Below are 19,043 nucleotides of genomic sequence, written 5' to 3' on the forward strand. Positions count from 1 at the left end.
GTTCTCCCCCTTGTTTGCCAATAAAGAAAAGGCAACTGTATGTATTTTCTTTATATGAGACAGTTGCCTTTTTGTTACATTACTTTAACTCTTCTAACACTTTTACGATAAAGTTTGTAGAATGAAGAGCTGCTTGATCTAAAAACTGATCAAATGAAACATTTGATTCTTTACCAGCAATATCAGAAAGTGCGCGAATGATAACAAACGGAATTTCATATTGGTGGCATACTTGTGCAACAGCTGCTGCTTCCATTTCTACCGCATAAAGATTTTCAAATTTATCACGGATGGCTGCAACGCGGTTCGGATCACTCATAAATGAATCACCTGTTGCAATCATACCTTTTACAACTTGAATATTTTCTTCAGCCTGCATACATTTCTCAGCTAATGCAACTAACGCCTCATCAGCTTTAAATCCAGGCGGCATTCCTGGTACTTGACCATATTCATAGTTAAATGCTGTTACATCTACGTCATGGTGACGAACTTCAGTGGAAATAACTACATCACCAACGTTTAGAGAATGATGGAATCCACCAGCTGAACCAGTATTAATTACTTTTTCAGGCTTATATTTTTCTAATAAAATTGTCGTTGACATCGCTGCGTTTACTTTACCAATACCAGACTTTAACAAGATTACTTCATGCCCTGCTAATAGCCCTTTCGTAAATTCACAACCAGCAACCGTTTCTGTTTCTGCTTGTTCTAATTTGTCACGTAAAATACGTACTTCTTCTTCCATTGCTCCAATTACAGCAATTCTCAATCTAATCCCTCTTTCTATTGCTTAGTTGCCTCCATTACCCAAACGAAATGATTTAATCTCGTGAAAGTTACATGGAAGCCATTGTTTTCAAAAATAGTCTGCATAACTGGAATACGTGTATAGTATTCCGTTTGCAAATCGTTTGCTAACTGGTGGAAACCTCTTTCTTTTGCTGTTTCAACAGTTTTATCATATGCATCTTGATCTGCAAATATCGTATCAGCAAACACTATTTTACCACCTTTGTTTAGCAATTGACTATATTTCGCAATCGCTACATTTTTTTCATCATCTGTTAAATGATGAAATGCATAGGTGCTTACAATGGTATCAATTGAATTTGGAACTTCAAACGAAAGAAAATCACCCTCTGTAATTGAAAATTCTTTTGGCAATTTCTCTTTTGCAATCATGCGCATTTCACGCGACGGTTCTATACCGTAAACTGTGCGGCCAGCAAGTAATAATTTATTTGTTAAATTACCTGTACCGACACCAAATTCTAATACATTACCAAATGACTTGTTAACTACATCCTCTAGAATGTCCTCATAATGAGCGAAAACTTCTTTATATTGTATATCTTCGCCTTGTACAAATGAGTCGTACGTATGAGCCCACTCATCAAATAAACCATTAAATTCTGTACCCATAAAAATTCCCCTTTTTCTTATCGGTTTTATCAGTATGATATTCCCTCTTTCTAAAAATGTCAATTGAAATGTACATGGTATTTCCTTCTTTTCTTTGTTACACTATAGTTGATTACATAGGAGAGGGGCCGTCTTCATGTCATTTACCTTTGAAATGTTAGAAGATAAAGTAGAGTTTTTTGAAGCGGGAGACTTAGCTTCTTTAGAACGAAAAATTAGTGAACAAATTGATAATAATAAAGCACTTATGCTTGAAGTTCATCACATCTCTCATCAAATGGTTATGGATCCTGAAAGCAAAAGACCGTATTATAGCGCGGTTGTTCATTTTAAATTAAAGAAATTGCGTTAACAAAAAAGAGAAGCTCCTAAGGAGCTTCTCTTTTTTAGTTTAGAGTTTGAACAAGTACTGGTTTCCAGCCCTCATTGTCTACCCAATCAATATTTACGTAATATCTTTTCCCACTTTGCTTATCTTGAACATCACCATAAGCTTTGCTCTTTCCAGTTTTGTCTCTTCCAACAAAATGGAATACTAATTGCTCTTTCGGTATCTCAACACCTGCAGCAATTGCACTTTGCATCTCATTCCAATCTGATGACCCTTGTTTAAACGTCATCGCCGGTGATGAACCTTGTTCTGTTCCTACAGCTTTCCAAGAAGGTTTTGTGTAAGCCTCTTTTGCCTTAGATACAGTTTTTTCAGCTGATACTTTCTCGTTAGCTTTCGCTTCTTCTTCAGCTTTTTTCTGTTCTTCTTCAGCCTTTAGCTTCTCTTCTTCAGCTTTTTTCTTAGCTTCTGCTTGCTCTTGTTCTTTTTCTTTTTTCTTAGCAGATTCTTTATCTTCTGATTTTCCAGCTTTCTCATTCTTTGTTGTTTGTTGAGAGACTTTCTTATCAGTAGAAGATGCTTGCTCTTTCGTACTAGGAACGAACAATTGATATGCTACAATAGCTACTAATAGTAATACAATAGCGATTGCAATATTTAAAACACCGTTTTGACGACGTTTTTGTTGTTTCTGTTGGAATCTTGATCCTCCTGCCATTCTCCAAACCTCCATGCAGTTTTTCCTAATTGCTATTGTAACATTAAACCTAGAAAGGTTGAACATTTACAATGATATTTTCATGAAATGAAGACATTTCACTATAAATTGCAAGATTACTTTTCATTCTCTAATTGATAGATTGCTCCCACCATATCTTTAAAAGTAGGTGTAACTTTATTCACTTTGCTATCAGTCTCTAGATCAACAACAACTAAAGCATATCTTGGATTCTCATACGGAAAATAACCTGCAAACCAGCGATTCACCCTCGTCCCTTTCCCCGTTTGCGCTGTCCCGGATTTTCCAGCGACACTTAGTGGCAACGAACGGAATGCCGTTCCTGTTCCTTTCTCCCTTGTTACAACGCCTCTTAATAACTCTTGTAATGTTTTCACTGTTTCATACGAAAGCTGTTTTCCATTTAACGTATGGCTCTCAAATGTAAAAAAATCCGCTCCATTTTTATATACTATTTTTTCAACAGCTTTCACTTCCATCTTTTCTCCATTCCTCGCAATCGTCGCCATCATATTTGCAATTGCTAGAGGTGATATACGTACATCTTTCTGTCCAATCGCTGTTTGTTCTACCGCTTTTTTATTACTTTTATTTTCTTCATTCCCCCAAATAGTAGTGCCTTTCTCTTCTGGCATTTGCTCAAAATGAGGTGTATGAAATACAGAACCTTTCCATCCAACCTTTTCATTTGCTCCTAGAGCTGCTACGTATGTTTCTAACACCGTCCTATCCTTTTGTAATAGCTCGTTACCTAACTCGGAAAATGTCCTGTTACAGCTCCTAGCAAAGCTCTCTTTAAAGTTAAGCGTACCCATCCTAACTTGCGGGTCGTTTTCACCATATAAATCTTTATTACAGTTAAATGTCCGATTAAACAAATTTACTTTTTGATCAATGACTGCAGCTGCAACTACTGTTTTAAAAACAGAGCCTGGAAAATGTGGCGTTAACATTTGATTTTCAAGTGTAGTTTTATATAAATTCTCATCCCTTACTTGTAAAGACGGCTTACTAACCATCGCTAATATTTCATTTGTCTTTACATCAAGTAATACTAATCCCCCCTTCTTTATTTCGTTTGCTTCAATCACTTCTTCTGCTTTTTGCTGCAACTCTTTATGTAAAGTAGTTTGAATCCTAACTGGATAAAATGGATTTCCTGGTGAAGTGTATTTCGCTTGCTTTCCGAAAATTGGTTCTCCTTGCCGATCTACTTGATATAATACTTTTGCCTCTCCATCAGTCAATAGAAATTCATCAAATGATTGCTGTAATCCTGAAATACCTATCGGCGTTTGTTTTGAATTTTTGTAACTACTCAGCTTCTTCAAATAAAAAAACAGGCCAAATACATGTTTCCGATTCGAAAACATGAAAAGAAAATACTCCAATCAGAGAAAGAATCTATGCCAAATAGAGAAATTCTCTTATGAAGTCGTGTTATTCCAAGGAACCGTTCTAGTTTCTATGACTTGGTTTATCGCTTGTAAGACCGATTGTTTTTGTTTTTTCATGGTACTCATAAAGCTTCGTATCTGACAAAAAGATTCTGCGCCTTTCTTACTTCGGAAAGTCCCAGACACTTTCTGTTTTACTTTCGTCATCCGAATATCCCGTTCTGCTTGATTGTTATCAAATGGAATGGCTGGATGTTCTAAAAACGCTAGAATTCTGTCAGAATACTTGACGAAGCGATTCCATAAATTTTGAGAAGGCGTCTGCTTTCCTTTCTTCTTTTGTTTCGTGGAAAGAATCTGTTGTTCTTTCAATATGGATTGATACATAATAAACAGATTCTTTTGCGTCGCTTTTGGCATGGTACCTTCGGATTGCTTTTTCATCGTCAACGCTTGCGTTAGAAATTTCTGCATCTGTTGTGCCCATTGTTCTCCAGTACTATCTATAATTCCTTGTAAATCTCGTAAGAGATGGGCATTACATAAAACGTGACGACAATCTGTATACGCATCATACGATTTCCAACCATCATGCATCGCAATTCCAGAAAAAGATGGCAAGATTTCTCCAGCATCCATTGCTTCTTTTCCACGTTTTTGATGAATATGTTGCAATGTCACCTCCGGTGTACTGGCAGTATGTAACCATTGTGTTTTGTTTTCTACACGCATACCAGTTTCATCAAAATGGACAACAGGAGACTGCAGAATCTTTTCCTTTACTTCTTTTATGAATGGCTGCAATTGAGAAGCGAAAGCCTGTGTATGATTTACCAGGGTTCCTTCGCTTATAGAATGTCCAAAACAATCCTGAAAGAATTCTTTTGTTCGCTTCAAAGAAATGCATTGATAATGCGTTAAATAGGGAATCAGTCTTTTTATATTTGGACCATATTGAACAGGACGAGATACTGTCGAAGGAAATTGGGCTTCTTGGATAGAATGGCAATGTGGGCATTCTTTCTGTTCTACTTTATGTTCTGTCACTTCGATCTGAATAGGTGGTAAGTCATACACTTGGCGAATGCGATACCCTTTTACAGGCTCGTGGTTCAAGGAAGTATGACAACAAGTACAATATGTAGGAGAATGTGTAATCGTATGATCTGGAGTCGCTGTCAAACCAAGAGTATGTCCCTTGTGGCCCAACTGGCCACCCGTTTGACGATGAGACGGTTTGCGCAAACTTTTTGTAACGGGCTTACCCAAACCATCTGTAGAAGGTGGCTTATGACTATTTTTGGAGTTTTTTTTTGAAGCATTTTCTAGTTCTTGTATACGTTTTTCTAACTTAGAAAATGTTTCTTCAAATAAAGAAATAACAGCTTCAGGTCCTTTTTTATATGTATCTAAAATAATTTTTCGATCGACCATAAGATTCACCTCCCCTGTTTGATATACTCAGTATTTACAAATGGGAGGCATATGAAACTAGTAAAATTTAAAAAAGACACCGAAAGGTGGCTGAGTAGTTACGAATTTTTTTTCAATTCTCCATATCGCTTTTGAAATTCCCTTTCGTTCTCCCCTACATCACCAATTAAATGACTTATCTCTCCAGTTTGTTTTAATCGCACTTCAGCTGCTACAATACCTAATACATGTAATTCATTTACCTTCTCCATCTGCTCTCGTGTCACTCGAAATGGAGCAGTTTCTCCTTGTAGGGTAAATGCATTTTTGTTATTTTTCATTTGTCTTCTAATCTCTTGTCTCGACACACCAATGATATGCGCGATTTTCTCTAACATGTCATTTTTTATTTGTAAAAATGGAAAAATAATTAAAACAGGATATTTTTCCTCACCTATTTCTTTACCATTACGATCTATAAACTGCCCACGTCCATCGTCTACTGTAATGGATTGTGTGCGTTGCGTAACACTTTTTTCAATTAAATTTATTTTGCGATCAGTAAATGATTCTGTATCTATAATTTGAATTTGGATTAAACGACAAAGCAATAAAAACATAACGCTCATAAAACAAATTAAAACAATTGTAATTCTCCGTTTTATTTTCATAAAAAACACCTCGTCTATTGTAGTTTAGACGAGGTACTATTTTATTTATACAAGCTCCAAGACAAAAATAGATATTATATAAAGCTATTATTGTTTTTTTGGCTTCTCTAAAAATTTCGTAAGAAGCGATTTAAATTCAGTTTCATTCACTCCAGTGTTTTTAGCAACTTCAATTACAGTAGTTGTTACATTAGCCGCTACTTTTAAATAGTCCTTACTGAAATTATCCATTTCATTTCTTTTTTCTTTTGCATTCTCAACTGTTACAGAATCAATACAAGTAATCATCTTATCTACAATATGTAAATAATTATTTTGTGCATCTATTATTTTTTGAACGTCATCTTTATTACTTACTTTCGATTGTTTTAAATATGTATATGCTTGATTCACTTCATCTTTTAAAATTTTATCATTATTTTTCGCCTGTTCTTGTAACATATTCTTCATATCATCTATTGTTTTTTGATCCATCGAATCTCGCAATAAATAATCTGGATTCCCAATCGCATAATCGTACTTAATCGTTACATCTTGAAATATTTTCATCACAATAGCTAATTGATACGCTACATCAAAATCATTGAATTCCTTTTTATCTTGTGGATTTGCTAAGGCTTTTGAACTCTCAGTTGCTTTTGAACTCTCAGTTGCTTTAATATCCTGTTTTTCTTCTTGCTTCACTTTTTCTCCCTTTGATGATGTAGTTTCCTCTTTCGTTCCGCAGGCAGCAAGTCCTAATATAGAGATACTACAAACCAATCCTGTAAAGATTTTATGTAACTACTCAGCTTCTTCAAATAAAAAAACAGGCCAAATACATGTTTCCGATTCGAAAACATGAAAAGAAAATACTCCAATCAGAGAAAGAATCTATGCCAAATAGAGAAATTCTCTTATGAAGTCGTGTTATTCCAAGGAACCGTTCTAGTTTCTATGACTTGGTTTATCGCTTGTAAGACCGATTGTTTTTGTTTTTTCATGGTACTCATAAAGCTTCGTATCTGACAAAAAGATTCTGCGCCTTTCTTACTTCGGAAAGTCCCAGACACTTTCTGTTTTACTTTCGTCATCCGAATATCCCGTTCTGCTTGATTGTTATCAAATGGAATGGCTGGATGTTCTAAAAACGCTAGAATTCTGTCAGAATACTTGACGAAGCGATTCCATAAATTTTGAGAAGGCGTCTGCTTTCCTTTCTTCTTTTGTTTCGTGGAAAGAATCTGTTGTTCTTTCAATATGGATTGATACATAATAAACAGATTCTTTTGCGTCGCTTTTGGCATGGTACCTTCGGATTGCTTTTTCATCGTCAACGCTTGCGTTAGAAATTTCTGCATCTGTTGTGCCCATTGTTCTCCAGTACTATCTATAATTCCTTGTAAATCTCGTAAGAGATGGGCATTACATAAAACGTGACGACAATCTGTATACGCATCATACGATTTCCAACCATCATGCATCGCAATTCCAGAAAAAGATGGCAAGATTTCTCCAGCATCCATTGCTTCTTTTCCACGTTTTTGATGAATATGTTGCAATGTCACCTCCGGTGTACTGGCAGTATGTAACCATTGTGTTTTGTTTTCTACACGCATACCAGTTTCATCAAAATGGACAACAGGAGACTGCAGAATCTTTTCCTTTACTTCTTTTATGAATGGCTGCAATTGAGAAGCGAAAGCCTGTGTATGATTTACCAGGGTTCCTTCGCTTATAGAATGTCCAAAACAATCCTGAAAGAATTCTTTTGTTCGCTTCAAAGAAATGCATTGATAATGCGTTAAATAGGGAATCAGTCTTTTTATATTTGGACCATATTGAACAGGACGAGATACTGTCGAAGGAAATTGGGCTTCTTGGATAGAATGGCAATGTGGGCATTCTTTCTGTTCTACTTTATGTTCTGTCACTTCGATCTGAATAGGTGGTAAGTCATACACTTGGCGAATGCGATACCCTTTTACAGGCTCGTGGTTCAAGGAAGTATGACAACAAGTACAATATGTAGGAGAATGTGTAATCGTATGATCTGGAGTCGCTGTCAAACCAAGAGTATGTCCCTTGTGGCCCAACTGGCCACCCGTTTGACGATGAGACGGTTTGCGCAAACTTTTTGTAACGGGCTTACCCAAACCATCTGTAGAAGGTGGCTTATGACTATTTTTGGAGTTTTTTTTTGAAGCATTTTCTAGTTCTTGTATACGTTTTTCTAACTTAGAAAATGTTTCTTCAAATAAAGAAATAACAGCTTCAGGTCCTTTTTTATATGTATCTAAAATAATTTTTCGATCGACCATAAGATTCACCTCCCCTGTTTGATATACTCAGTATTTACAAATGGGAGGCATATGAAACTAGTAAAATTTAAAAAAGACACCGAAAGGTGGCTGAGTAGTTACGATTTTATGTTTCATAATTAGCCCCTTTTCCCTTTTGAAACCTATATTCTCCAATTATGATATCAAAGTTTAAAATGTTTTTTTGACATTTTTTGTCGAATCACTCTAAGGTTTACACAAATTTTTCTATTCTACAGATAAAGTGAAACTTTAATTAGCCCTCACCAAGCGGGCGTTTACGAGCAGTCCGACGCCCACCTAACTTCTTTACTTCCGCTGAAGTTTGAGATAGTGGTCTTACTGCCTGGCAAATAGCGGGATAAAAAAAAAGATTCTCCCGATAGGAGAATCTTTTTTTTATTTTACAGAGACAATCTCTACTTGCATTTCTCCGCCTGGTGTTTGGATTGTTACTTTCTCACCAATTTGCTTACCTAATAAGCTTTTTGCGATTGGAGAATCGTTAGAAATTCTTCCTTCAAATGGGTCAGCTTCCGCGCTACCTACGATTGTGTACGCTTCTTCATCTCCATTTGGTAATTCTTTAAATGTTACTGTTTTACCTAATGTAACAACAGTAGATACTTCGCCATTATCTTTAATGATAACTGCGTTACGAATCATATTTTCTAATTGTGTAATACGTCCTTCTACGAACGCTTGCTCATCTTTCGCTGCATCGTACTCAGAGTTCTCAGAAAGGTCCCCGAAGCTACGTGCGATTTTAATACGTTCTACTACTTCTTTACGTCTTACTGTTTTTAATTGCTCAAGTTCGTTCTCTAGTTTTTGCTTACCCTCTTGCGTCATAGGGTATGTTTTTTCTGTTGACATATTTTCCACTCCTTTTATATACCAATCCCCCGAAAAAAAGAGGAGTTCCATATGAAAACTCCTCCGCTTCCATTGTTAGCGGAGGTTTCTAGTACCCTTGCACTAGCGGAGTTGTCACATACAACCCCGTATTTCCAATTCTTCTTTATATAAAGAAGATATGTATGGAAAGTTGATATAAATATGCCCTCACCTATATATAGATGAGGTTGCATGTTTCATTGTATTCGATAGGAAGGGAAAAAATCCCTTCCTACCGTATATCTTTTACTATGCTATTACAAATTTACTTTTTGTTCAAGAATTGTTGCAATTTTTGTCACCATAATATCAATTGCAACGTGGTTTTGTCCACCTTCAGGGATAATAATATCCGCAAATTTCTTAGAAGGCTCAATAAATTGATTGTGCATTGGACGTACAACATTTACGTACTGATCAATAACTGAATCCATCGTACGACCGCGCTCTTTAATATCACGCTGCATGCGACGCAGAATACGAAGGTCAGCATCCGTATCAACGAATAATTTAATGTCCATTAACTCGCAAAGACGTGGGTCTTCTAAAATAAGAATTCCTTCTAAAATAATTACATCTTTCGGCTCAACTGGAATAATTTCTTCTGAACGCGTATGCAATGTATAGTCATATACAGGCTTATCAATTTGCTCATATGCAAGCAACTGCTGCAAATGTTCAATTAACAGATCATTATCAAACGCAAGCGGATGATCATAATTTGTTTTTAAACGCTCTTCCATTGGTAAATGGCTTTGATCTTTGTAATAATAATCTTGCTCTAAGATTAAAATAGAATGACCTTTAAAATGGTCAAAAATCGCTTTCGTTACACTCGTTTTACCTGATCCCGAACCACCAGCAATTCCAATTACAACAGGCTTATTCGTCCCCATTCGACTATCACTCTTTCTTATTGAAGTATGCTTTTGCGCATCATATTATTCACATACACTCGTTGATCCACTTTGAATTTCACGATTTGCAACGGATGTCTCGCTGCATCTAATTCGTTTCCATCCTCATCCCAAATTTTCTCCACCGTTTGCGTAAAGTTTTCTATTTCTGGTCCAAAGAACTCCACTTCATGTCCTGGTTTGAAATGATTACGTTGCTCAATCGTTACGATGCCCGTTTCTTCATTATAATCTAACACTAAACCAGCAAAATCATACGTTGTTTTCTTACTATGATTTCCAAACATTTGCTCTTGATGTCCTGGAACCCCTTCAAAGAATGCAGGAGCTGTATCACGATTTGCACATTTATCAAGCTCATCTAACCATTCTTGTTTAAACTCAAAGTTATCTGGATCCGCACAATAAGCATCAATTACTTTACGATATACAGTTGCTACAGTCGCTACGTAATGGATTGATTTCATACGTCCTTCTACCTTTAAGCTATCGATTCCGATTTCAATCATTTTCGGAATTGATAAAATTAAATTTAAATCTTTTGGACTCATCGCAAAGTGAGCATCTCCTTCTTGGAATAGAGGAAGCTCTTTTGCATCTTTATGTTGTGATACTGTTTGAACTAAATCATAATCCCAGCGGCAAGATTGGCAACAACCACCACGATTAGAATCACGCGCTGTCATATGGTTACTTAATGTGCATCTTCCTGAATATGCGATACACATTGCACCATGTACGAATGCTTCAATTTCAATATCCACTTTTTCTTTAATTTCTTTCATTTCTTCATAGCTTGCTTCACGAGCTAATACAAGACGATGTAAACCTTCTTCTTTCCAATACTGTGCTGCTTTCCAGTTGGATAGTGATTGCTGTGTGCTTAAATGCACCTCAACAGAAGGCGCTACGCGTTTACAAGTCTCAATGATAAGCGGATCAGCAACGATAATTCCCGTTACGCCAGCTTTTTCAATCCCTTTTAAATATTCCTCTAGCCCGTCCATATTTTCATTATGTGCAAAGATATTTGTTGTTACGTATATTTTTGCTCCATACTTCTTTGCAAACTCAACGCCTTCTGCCATTTCTTCTAGCGTAAAGTTACCTGCATTCGAACGAAGACCAAATTCTTGTCCACCTAAATATACAGCATCTGCCCCGTAATGGATAGCTACTTTTAATTTTTCTAAGTTACCCGCAGGGATTAACAGTTCAGGTTTCTTCACAATAACACGTTTGCCATCGATCACTCGTGAAATTTCTTGTACAGTCATTTCCTACACCCTCCTCGTTTAGTAAACCGTTTCTTTAAAGAAGAATCCTGTATCTAACGGACGATTTACTGGTTGCATTTCTTCTATTTCTTTATATAGATCATCTTTCACGTCATAATATGCATCACGATCTTCTACGCATAAATCAATCGCTTGACGATATTTCTTCGTTACTTCAATAATGTATTCAGAGCTTTTTAGTACACCGTCGATTTTTAAGCTATCAACTTCAGCTTCGATTAGTTCCTCTAATTCATCGATGAAACAAATATCGTTCGGACTCATAATGTGAGTACCATTTTCATCTTCATAAATTGGATATTTATTGTTACGCTCTGGGTCATATAAGAACATATTCTCTTCATATTTTTTCTTTTCAATGTCAAGATTACGTCCTTGATACTCAAAGTAGTTTCCTACTAATGAACGCTTCGATTGGAACATACAAGTCATACCGTGAATTTGTACTTCTAGTTCCACTTCAGCATTTTCTTTTAAATCAACAATTTCATCTAAGCTCAGCTCACGAGCTAATACAGCGCGCTTCGCTCCTCTTTGTCCCCAGTAGTTACAAGTGAACCAGTTTGTTGCTGTCGTTTCTGTATTCCAGTGCAACTGCATATTTGGTGCTACTTCGCGAACAGCCATTAATACCGCTGGATCTCCGAAAACAATTGCATCTACATTTACTTCGTTTAAAAATGAAACGTAATCTGTTAATTCTTCTACTTTATCGTTGTGGAACATAGCGTTCATGGCTACGTATACTTTCACACCATTTTCATGTGCAATCTTCACAGTTTGTTTTACATCTTCACGTGAAAACTCCCCTGCTAAACGTAAACCAAACTTTTGCTCACCGATCATTACCGCATCTGCTCCTGCTTTCGCAAGAGGTTCGATATCCGCCACCGCTCTTGGCGTTACTAACAATTCAGGTTTCTTCATACCTTGGTCACCCTCTCTTTTTACTAACAGCTACTCCATCACCAATTGGGAAAATCGTTGTATCATATCCTTCATGATTCATAAGCCACTCATTGTACGTCTTAATACGACGGATTAAACCACGTGTACGTCTGTTTTCAATTTTCTCTTTTGTCGTTACAAGACCGTGGTACATAACATTATCTGAAATAATTACTCCACCAGGATTTAATAACGGTTCATATAAGTCAAAAAAGCGACGATACTGTCCTTTTGCTGCATCAATAAAAATAACGTCAAATGTCCCGTGTTCTTTTACTTGTTCACCTGTCTCTAACGCATCACCGTAAATAACTGAAATACGATCTGTTACTGGGGAACGTTCTATATATTCAAGTGCTTTTTCATATCTCTCACGATTGCGCTCAACTGTCACAATACGTGAATTTGGAATAGCTTGCATCATACGAATACTAGAATAACCGATTGCTGTTCCAAGTTCTAAAATGCTTTTCGGTCCAATTAAACGTAAAAATTGCAGCATAAATTCCATTCCAAGTCGATCCATAATCGGCACATGATTTTCTGTTGCATATTCTTCCATTTCAAGAATTAATTTATCTTTCGGATCAATAAATGATAATAGGTACTCGTTAACTGCATCCTCCATAAATGGTCCTCCTTATTTACATGGAGAAGTGCCTCTATGACGTCTTTTCACACATAGAATGCAATAAAAATACAAGCCAGCTTTACCCTTAGCTTGTACGTCCCGTTTTGATATTAAAAACGATTCTTCTGCCAGTTTTTAACCCGATATATTTTACCACAAAAAAGAGGGATGTGCGACTTTTTTCGCTATCCCTCCCCATTTCACTGTTTTTTCGTAATGTATTTTTGCTTTAATGCATTATGCTCTTCTAATGTTTTCGCATAATACACTTCACCACTTGGTGCAGCTAAGAAATAATAATAATCTGTTTGCGCAGGTTCTAACGCAGCTTCCACTGAATGTTTACCAGAGTTTGCGATCGGCCCTACCGGCAATCCTTTTACAACATACGTATTATACGGTGAGTTGACCTTTAAATCTTCGTATAATACACGTTGTTTATGCTTTCCAAGTGCATATAATACCGTTGGATCCGTTTGAAGTGGCATGCCTTTTGTTAAACGATTATAAAAGACACTAGAGATCTTTTGACGATCTGTAAAACCAGTTGCCTCTTCTTCAATAAGTGAAGATAATGTTAAAAGCTGATGAACATCCCAATTCTTCGCTTTCATTTTCGCCTCATTTTGAACAATGATTGCATTTGTTTTCTCAAGCATTGGAATTACAATTGCTTCTAACGTCGTATCTTTCTTATAAAACGAATACGTTGCAGGATATAAATAACCTTCTAATGGGTATTTAATATTACTATCAAAGATTTTATCTGTTAATAACTTCGGATACTTTTGCTGCATTTTTTGAATAAATGCTTTATCGTTTAATTGACGCGTAACATCATCTTTATTCCACTTTAGTTCTGTCGCAATCGTTTCTGCAATTTCAGTTACTTGCGCCCCTTCTTTAATCGTCACTTTATAAAGAGCTGGACGATGCACGTTGCCAGATGACATTTGTTCGATCACATCTTCAGCATTCATTGAAGGATTTAATAAATATGTACCTGCTTGTAAACTTTTCGATTTAGCCTTTGTATAAAAACTAAAAACTGTACCGTTTTTTACAGCGCCTTTTTCTTCTAAAATTTCTCCAATTTTACTTGTAGATGATCCTTTCGGAATTTCTACTTCAATCTCTTTTTTATTCCCGCTATCAACTGGTCCTAATGCGGATGAAATATACGCATAGACTGAACCACAAACTAAAAGCAGTGCAATAATCGAAAATAAAAAGATGCGTCTACGCTTCTTTTTCACTTGATTCTCTATCAAAACATTTCCTCCTTACTTAATTGTAGACCGTATGTACACCTTTCTATACAGCACGATGTAAAAACGCAACAAATTCACTTATCTTTTTTAATTGATACTTTATTTTTCTACAATCCGTCTCATTATACTACAAAGACTTACACAGTTTCGACAAAAAATCTTTCATTTTACATATAAATACAAAAAAAAGATGGACTGTATGTCGTCCATCTTTTCAGTACTTATTATTCAGCTTCTTGCTCATCAGCAATAGTGTTAAACGTTTCTTGTACCATTTCCCACTCTTCTTCTGATTCGATTGGAAGTAAAACTCCGCCCTCTTCTTCATTTTGCTCATAAGCCATTGCATCATAAATTGGGTCTCCATCTTCATCTACTTCACCGATTGGAGAGAAGATTACGTATGATTTTTTACCAAATTTGTCAGCATCAAAAGTGAAAATAATTTCACATAAATGTTCGTTACCTTTTTCGTCTACAATTGTAATTTGACGTTCTTCCATTTTGGTCACCTCTTATTTTCTATCTAAAAATCCTTGTAAGATTACGACTGCAGCCATCTTATCGATTACTTGTTTTCGCTTCTTACGACTTACATCAGCTGAAATGAGTAGACGTTCCGCTGCCATTGTTGACAAACGCTCGTCCCACATTACAACGTCTAATTGTAACAGCTCTCGTAGGTTTTCTGCAAATTGTTGGCACGCTTCACCACGTGGGCCAATTGTACCATTCATATTTTTAGGTAAACCTACTACTATTTTGTCCACATTGTACTGCTTTACTAACTCAGAAATACGATCAAAACCAAAGTGACCTCGTTCTTCGTTAATCTTAATTGTTTCTAATCCTTGTGCTGTCCAGCCCATCTCGTCGCTAATTGCAACTCCGACTGTTTTTGTACCTACATCTAAACCTAATATCCGCATAAACTACTCCTCACGATGATGTTTCAAGTAAGACTTCACAAGCTCTTCAATTAACTCATCACGTTCAAGCTTGCGAATGATGCTACGTGCATCTTTATGGCGAGGTATGTATGCTGGGTCTCCACTTAATAAATAACCGACGATTTGGTTAATCGGATTATAGCCTTTTTCTTGAAGTGCATCATACACAGTTAAAAGTACATCATTTACATGGACACTCTGTTTTTCATCTTGAATGCTAAACTTCATTGTTTTATCAAAACCGTCCATTTCAAGCACCTCACTTATATAGTAAGTATAGGGAGAAGAACTTCTCCTCTCCCTACCATTGTACACTACTATCTCTTTATTTTGAAACAGATTTAACGTACTCTTGTACAAATGCTAAAGCTTCTTCGACTTGAGCTGGGTTTTTACCGCCTGCTTGTGCCATATCAGGACGGCCACCACCGCCACCGCCGCAACGAGAAGCTACTTCTTTCACAAGTTTACCAGCATGGTAACCTTGGCTAATTAAGTCTTTCGTTACACCTGCTAGGATGTTTACTTTATCGTCATTAACAGACGCTAATACAACAACTGCTGACTCTAATTTATTTTTCAGATCATCCATCATCGTACGTAAGTTGTTCATATCTGCAACATTTACTTTCGCTGCTAATACATTTACACCATCAACTGTCATTACAGAATCAGTTAAGTTTCCAGCTTCGATATTGCTTAATTTCGCAGCAAGAGATTCATTTTCTTTTTGCAGTTGTTTCACTTCAGCAAATAGACCATCAACTCTTGTTAAAATATCTTTCGGATTTGTTTTCATTTTTCCTGCTGCTTCTTTTAATAAACCTACTTGATCGTTCATTAATTCGTATGCAGACTTACCAGTTACTGCTTCAATACGACGAGTTCCTGCACCAATACCAGACTCAGCAACGATTTTGAAAATACCGATAGAAGCTGTATTATCAACGTGACAACCACCACAAAGCTCTAAGCTGTAATCGCCAACTTGTACAACGCGTACAACATCTCCGTATTTTTCACCGAATAATGCCATTGCGCCCATTTCTTTCGCTTCTTCGATTGCTTTTTGAGAAATCTCAACATCAATACTTTCCCAAATTTTTTCGTTTACCATACGCTCAATTTTTTCTAATTCGTCAGCTTGTACTTGACCGAAGTGAGAGAAGTCAAAACGTAGACGTTCAGAAGTTACAAGAGAACCTGCTTGGTTAACGTGTGTTCCAAGTACGTCTTTTAATGCTTGGTGTAGTAAGTGAGTTGCTGTATGATTTTTTACAACGCTACTACGGTTTTTCGTATCGATAATAGCTTTTACAGCCGCATCTTTCGTTAATGTACCTTCTTCAACAACAACTTTATGCAAGTTTTGGCCGTTTGGTGCTTTTTGTACGTCTTTTACAAGAACTTTCACACCATCTGCAAGAAGGTAACCACGGTCTGCAATTTGTCCACCACTCTCAGCATAGAATGGTGTTACATCAAGAATTAACTGTCCTTCTTCACCAGCTTGTAAGCTGTCTGTGTATTCGCCGTTTTTCACAAGTGCAACAACGTTACTTTCTGTTACAACTGTACCGTAACCAACGAATTCGCTCGCTACTTTAATTTCTCCAAGGACACCACCTTGAACTTGCATAGAATCAACGTCTTGACGAGCAGCACGTGCACGCTCACGTTGTTTTTCCATTTCATTTTCAAAACCTTCATGATCAACTGTCATGCCAGCTTCTTCTGCATATTCTTCTGTTAATTCAATTGGGAAACCGTATGTGTCATATAGACGGAACGCATCTACTCCAGAAATAACAGTTGTTTTTTCTTCTTTTGCTTTTGCAATTACTTCAGCTAAAATTGCTTCACCATCATGAAGTGTTTCATGGAAACGCTCTTCTTCGTTCTTCACAACTTTCGCAATGAAATCTTTCTTTTCAAGTACTTCTGGATAGAAGTCTTTCATTACTTCTCCAACAACCGGTACTAATTCAAACATAAATGGACGGTTGATGTTTAATTTCTTCGAATAACGAACAGCGCGGCGTAATAAACGACGTAATACATAACCACGGCCTTCGTTAGATGGAAGAGCACCGTCACCAACAGCGAATGTTACTGTACGGATATGGTCAGCAATTACTTTGAATGCCATATCTTTTTCTAAATCGCCATTACGATATTTTTCACCAGAAATTGTTTCTGTTGCACCAATCATCGGCATGAATAGGTCTGTATCAAAGTTCGTAGGTACATCTTGAACGATAGATGTCATACGCTCTAGACCCATCCCTGTATCAATGTTTTTCTTAGGAAGTGGTGTATATGAACCGTCTGGATTATGGTTAAATTGAGAGAATACAAGGTTCCATACTTCTAAGTAACGCTCGTTTTCTCCGCCTGGATATAATTCTGGGTCACTAAAGTCATTACCGTAAGCTTCTCCGCGGTCATAGAAAATCTCTGTATTCGGTCCACTTGGCCCTTCACCGATATCCCAGAAGTTTTCTTCTAAGCGGATAATACGCTCTTTTGGAACGCCCATTTTCTCATTCCAAATTGTGAATGCTTCTTCATCTTCTGGATGGATTGTAACTGATAGTAATTCTTTATCGAATCCGATCCATTTGTCGCTCGTTAAGAATTCCCAAGCCCATGTAATTGCTTCTTCTTTGAAGTAATCACCAATTGAGAAGTTTCCTAACATTTCAAAGAATGTATGGTGACGAGCTGTTTTCCCTACGTTTTCAATATCGTTTGTACGAATTGATTTTTGAGCATTTGTAATACGTGGATTTTGTGGGATTACACGTCCATCAAAATATTTTTTTAATGTAGCTACACCACTATTAATCCATAGAAGAGATGGATCTTCATGTGGAACTAGTGATGCACTAGGTTCTACTGCATGTCCTTTTTCTTGGAAAAAGTCTAAAAACATTTGACGAATTTGTGCGCCTGTTAGTTGTTTCATTGTATTTTCCTCCTTAAATATAAAAAACTCCCGTCCCTATAAAAGGGACGAGAGTTAACTCGCGATACCACCCTAATTATGAATTGATTACAATAACAATCAATTCATCACCTCATGGTGCCGTAACGTGGCAAGACGGCAGTGATTAGCTGCTCTCAGGATTAGCTTTCTGTTACCCTTCATTTAAAGCTTCTTTCAGCCATATGGAAGCTTCTCTCTATAAATGGACTGTAACGTACTTGTTCCGTCATTGATTTAATGTATTATATGACTAAATATAATAGAATTCTCTTAAGTTTGTCAATGTAGATAATCATTTATATTGTATTAATTGCTTATTAATCATAGGTATTCTACTATTCATTCTTAACAGCCTTTTCATATATTATGCGTTTATTAACAAATCGGAATCTCCTTATAAGAATGATTTATAAAAATTTCTAAATATTACTTTTTTTGCTACAATTAAATTATTGTTAATAAAATAAAGGAGCGATCACAATGACAACCTTACTTAGCAAAGCTAAAAACATATTAGCGACTGACGAAACGATATTATTTTACGCAGCATGTTCATTAGACATATTTATTTATCGTTCCGTCGCAAGGCCAGGATTGCTAATTTTAACGAACAAAAGACTATTCTTTTATGGGCCAGATGTAAGTAAGAATCCAATATTTGAAGAGTACTCTTTCGCAAAAATTTCTAATCTAAAAGAACAAAAGCGTCTTTTCAACAATCAAATTATATTTATGTATGATAACGAATGGAAAAAAATAAAACATATTCAAACAAATGATGTGAGCTCCCTCGTTCAAAAAATACACGAGCAACTTTCTAAATAAATATATGATTAGCCCTCTATTTCTTACATAGAGGGCTT

Annotated in this window: 18 protein-coding genes, 2 pseudogenes and 1 other annotated feature; of the genes and pseudogenes, 2 read left to right on the forward strand and 18 right to left on the reverse strand. The window is 36.4% G+C overall.

Annotated features, from left to right (window positions below):
• Window positions 1-79: 79 nt before the first annotated feature.
• Window positions 80-775, reverse strand: a complete 696-nt coding sequence (gene mtnN / locus MHH55_RS15970; protein ID WP_001217024.1) for a 5'-methylthioadenosine/S-adenosylhomocysteine nucleosidase — start codon at window positions 773-775, stop codon at window positions 80-82.
• A gap of 14 nt (window positions 776-789) precedes the next feature.
• Window positions 790-1,428: a class I SAM-dependent DNA methyltransferase gene (locus tag MHH55_RS15975; protein ID WP_000536320.1), complete on the reverse strand. Its 639-nt coding sequence runs from the start codon at window positions 1,426-1,428 to the stop codon at window positions 790-792.
• A gap of 136 nt (window positions 1,429-1,564) precedes the next feature.
• Here MHH55_RS15975 and MHH55_RS15980 point away from each other — a divergent pair, with 136 nt between their 5' ends.
• Window positions 1,565-1,780 carry a YrzA family protein gene (locus MHH55_RS15980; RefSeq protein WP_000010984.1) on the forward strand — a complete coding sequence of 72 codons (216 nt, stop codon included), beginning with the start codon at window positions 1,565-1,567 and terminating at the stop codon, window positions 1,778-1,780.
• Between the two features lie 34 nt (window positions 1,781-1,814).
• Here the strand turns inward: MHH55_RS15980 and MHH55_RS15985 are convergent, their stop codons facing one another.
• From MHH55_RS15985 to alaS, 16 genes and pseudogenes are all read right to left on the reverse strand, one after another.
• Window positions 1,815-2,477, reverse strand: a complete 663-nt coding sequence (locus MHH55_RS15985) for a YrrS family protein (protein WP_000897098.1) — start codon at window positions 2,475-2,477, stop codon at window positions 1,815-1,817.
• 116 nt (window positions 2,478-2,593) lie between these two features.
• A pseudogene (locus tag MHH55_RS15990) lies at window positions 2,594-3,808 on the reverse strand (penicillin-binding transpeptidase domain-containing protein); the annotation flags it as partial.
• Between the two features lie 117 nt (window positions 3,809-3,925).
• A complete protein-coding gene (tnpC, locus tag MHH55_RS15995; RefSeq protein ID WP_100910632.1) occupies window positions 3,926-5,329 on the reverse strand; it encodes an IS66 family transposase in 1,404 nt (467 codons plus the stop codon).
• A 101-nt stretch (window positions 5,330-5,430) separates the two neighbouring features.
• Window positions 5,431-5,979, reverse strand: a pseudogene (locus tag MHH55_RS16000) (penicillin-binding protein 2); the annotation flags it as partial.
• A gap of 87 nt (window positions 5,980-6,066) precedes the next feature.
• Window positions 6,067-6,753, reverse strand: a complete 687-nt coding sequence (locus MHH55_RS16005; RefSeq protein ID WP_078188186.1) for a hypothetical protein — start codon at window positions 6,751-6,753, stop codon at window positions 6,067-6,069.
• Window positions 6,754-6,875: 122 nt separating this feature from the next.
• Window positions 6,876-8,279, reverse strand: coding sequence for an IS66 family transposase (gene tnpC, locus MHH55_RS16010; protein ID WP_100910632.1), 1,404 nt, complete (start codon window positions 8,277-8,279; stop codon window positions 6,876-6,878).
• A gap of 399 nt (window positions 8,280-8,678) precedes the next feature.
• Window positions 8,679-9,155, reverse strand: coding sequence for a transcription elongation factor GreA (gene greA / locus MHH55_RS16015; protein ID WP_014894880.1), 477 nt, complete (start codon window positions 9,153-9,155; stop codon window positions 8,679-8,681).
• Between the two features lie 278 nt (window positions 9,156-9,433).
• Complete coding sequence (gene udk, locus MHH55_RS16020; protein WP_000537078.1) at window positions 9,434-10,072, reverse strand: uridine kinase; 639 nt, start codon at window positions 10,070-10,072, stop codon at window positions 9,434-9,436.
• 17 nt (window positions 10,073-10,089) lie between these two features.
• Window positions 10,090-11,370 (reverse strand): peptidase U32 family protein, encoded by a 1,281-nt coding sequence (locus MHH55_RS16025; protein WP_000217974.1) that lies wholly within the window; start codon window positions 11,368-11,370, stop codon window positions 10,090-10,092.
• A gap of 18 nt (window positions 11,371-11,388) precedes the next feature.
• A complete protein-coding gene (locus tag MHH55_RS16030; protein ID WP_000742801.1) occupies window positions 11,389-12,318 on the reverse strand; it encodes a peptidase U32 family protein in 930 nt (309 codons plus the stop codon).
• Window positions 12,319-12,325: 7 nt separating this feature from the next.
• A complete protein-coding gene (locus tag MHH55_RS16035) occupies window positions 12,326-12,967 on the reverse strand; it encodes an O-methyltransferase (RefSeq protein WP_000389102.1) in 642 nt (213 codons plus the stop codon).
• 203 nt (window positions 12,968-13,170) lie between these two features.
• Entirely contained in the window at window positions 13,171-14,241 is a 1,071-nt protein-coding gene (mltG, locus tag MHH55_RS16040; RefSeq protein WP_000572134.1) for an endolytic transglycosylase MltG, read from the reverse strand.
• A gap of 224 nt (window positions 14,242-14,465) precedes the next feature.
• A complete protein-coding gene (locus MHH55_RS16045) occupies window positions 14,466-14,744 on the reverse strand; it encodes a DUF1292 domain-containing protein (protein ID WP_000392730.1) in 279 nt (92 codons plus the stop codon).
• A 12-nt stretch (window positions 14,745-14,756) separates the two neighbouring features.
• Window positions 14,757-15,170: a Holliday junction resolvase RuvX gene (gene ruvX, locus MHH55_RS16050; protein WP_001221192.1), complete on the reverse strand. Its 414-nt coding sequence runs from the start codon at window positions 15,168-15,170 to the stop codon at window positions 14,757-14,759.
• 3 nt (window positions 15,171-15,173) lie between these two features.
• Entirely contained in the window at window positions 15,174-15,440 is a 267-nt protein-coding gene (locus tag MHH55_RS16055; protein WP_000348590.1) for an IreB family regulatory phosphoprotein, read from the reverse strand.
• A 76-nt stretch (window positions 15,441-15,516) separates the two neighbouring features.
• Window positions 15,517-18,159, reverse strand: coding sequence for an alanine--tRNA ligase (gene alaS, locus MHH55_RS16060; protein ID WP_078186721.1), 2,643 nt, complete (start codon window positions 18,157-18,159; stop codon window positions 15,517-15,519).
• A gap of 40 nt (window positions 18,160-18,199) precedes the next feature.
• Window positions 18,200-18,419: a binding site (T-box leader), on the reverse strand.
• Window positions 18,420-18,660: 241 nt separating this feature from the next.
• Here alaS and MHH55_RS16065 point away from each other — a divergent pair.
• Window positions 18,661-19,005: a PH domain-containing protein gene (locus tag MHH55_RS16065; protein WP_000209578.1), complete on the forward strand. Its 345-nt coding sequence runs from the start codon at window positions 18,661-18,663 to the stop codon at window positions 19,003-19,005.
• The last annotated feature ends 38 nt before the right edge of the window (window positions 19,006-19,043 follow it).

Source organism: Bacillus sp. FSL K6-2944, assembly GCF_038005385.1.
In the GTDB taxonomy this organism is placed as follows: Bacteria; Bacillota; Bacilli; order Bacillales; family Bacillaceae_G; genus Bacillus_A; species Bacillus_A cereus.